This is a genomic window from Pseudomonas sp. SST3 (assembly GCF_003325755.1).
Window position 1 is genome coordinate 1 of the sequence record NZ_QORI02000213.1, and the last position, 1,885, is coordinate 1,885.

At 52.8% G+C, this 1,885-nt stretch carries 1 rRNA gene; it reads left to right on the plus strand.

What is annotated here, in order from left to right:
* Positions 1-1,885: ribosomal RNA gene (locus DQ405_RS26725) — 23S ribosomal RNA — on the plus strand; the annotation flags it as partial.

Genomic DNA, 1,885 nt, shown 5'->3' on the forward strand with positions numbered 1-1,885 from the left:
ATAGGGGAGGCGTAGCGAAAGCGAGTCTTAATAGGGCGTCTAGTCGCTGGGAATAGACCGAAACCGGGCGATCTATCCATGGGCAGGTTGAAGGTTGGGTAACACTAACTGGAGGACCGAACCGACTACCGTTGAAAAGTTAGCGGATGACCTGTGGATCGGAGTGAAAGGCTAATCAAGCTCGGAGATAGCTGGTTCTCCTCGAAAGCTATTTAGGTAGCGCCTCGTGTATCACTGCTGGGGGTAGAGCACTGTTTCGGCTAGGGGGTCATCCCGACTTACCAAACCGATGCAAACTCCGAATACCAGCAAGTGTCAGCACGGGAGACACACGGCGGGTGCTAACGTCCGTCGTGAAAAGGGAAACAACCCAGACCGTCAGCTAAGGTCCCAAAATCCTGGTTAAGTGGGAAACGATGTGGGAAGGCTCAGACAGCTAGGAGGTTGGCTTAGAAGCAGCCATCCTTTAAAGAAAGCGTAATAGCTCACTAGTCGAGTCGGCCTGCGCGGAAGATGTAACGGGGCTCAAACCAGGTACCGAAGCTACGGGTTCAACGTAAGTTGAGCGGTAGAGGAGCGTTCTGTAAGCCTGTGAAGGTGAGTTGAGAAGCTTGCTGGAGGTATCAGAAGTGCGAATGCTGACATGAGTAACGACAATGCGAGTGAAAAACTCGCACGCCGAAAGACCAAGGGTTCCTGCGCAACGTTAATCGACGCAGGGTGAGTCGGTCCCTAAGGCGAGGCTGAAGAGCGTAGTCGATGGGAAACGGGTTAATATTCCCGTACTTCTAGTTACTGCGATGGGGGGACGGAGAAGGCTAGGCCAGCTTGGCGTTGGTTGTCCAAGTTTAAGGTGGTAGGCAGAGATCTTAGGTAAATCCGGGGTCTTAATGCCGAGAACTGATGACGATCCTTCTTTTAGAAGGAGAAGTGGTTGATGCCATGCTTCCAGGAAAAGCCTCTAAGCTTCAGGTAACTAGGAACCGTACCCCAAACCGACACAGGTGGTTGGGTAGAGAATACCAAGGCGCTTGAGAGAACTCGGGTGAAGGAACTAGGCAAAATGGCACCGTAACTTCGGGAGAAGGTGCGCCGGTGAGGGTGAAGGGTTTACCCCGTAAGCTCATGCCGGTCGAAGATACCAGGCCGCTGCGACTGTTTATTAAAAACACAGCACTCTGCAAACACGAAAGTGGACGTATAGGGTGTGACGCCTGCCCGGTGCCGGAAGGTTAATTGATGGGGTTAGCGCAAGCGAAGCTCTTGATCGAAGCCCCGGTAAACGGCGGCCGTAACTATAACGGTCCTAAGGTAGCGAAATTCCTTGTCGGGTAAGTTCCGACCTGCACGAATGGCGTAACGATGGCGGCGCTGTCTCCACCCGAGACTCAGTGAAATTGAAATCGCTGTGAAGATGCAGTGTATCCGCGGCTAGACGGAAAGACCCCGTGAACCTTTACTATAGCTTTGCACTGGACTTTGAATTTGCTTGTGTAGGATAGGTGGGAGGCTTTGAAGCGTGGACGCCAGTTCGCGTGGAGCCAACCTTGAAATACCACCCTGGCAACTTTGAGGTTCTAACTCTGGTCCGTTATCCGGATCGAGGACAGTGTATGGTGGGTAGTTTGACTGGGGCGGTCTCCTCCTAAAGAGTAACGGAGGAGTACGAAGGTGCGCTCAGACCGGTCGGAAATCGGTCGTAGAGTATAAAGGCAAAAGCGCGCTTGACTGCGAGACAGACACGTCGAGCAGGTACGAAAGTAGGTCTTAGTGATCCGGTGGTTCTGTATGGAAGGGCCATCGCTCAACGGATAAAAGGTACTCCGGGGATAACAGGCTGATACCGCCCAAGAGTTCATATCGACGGCGGTGTTTGGCACCTCGA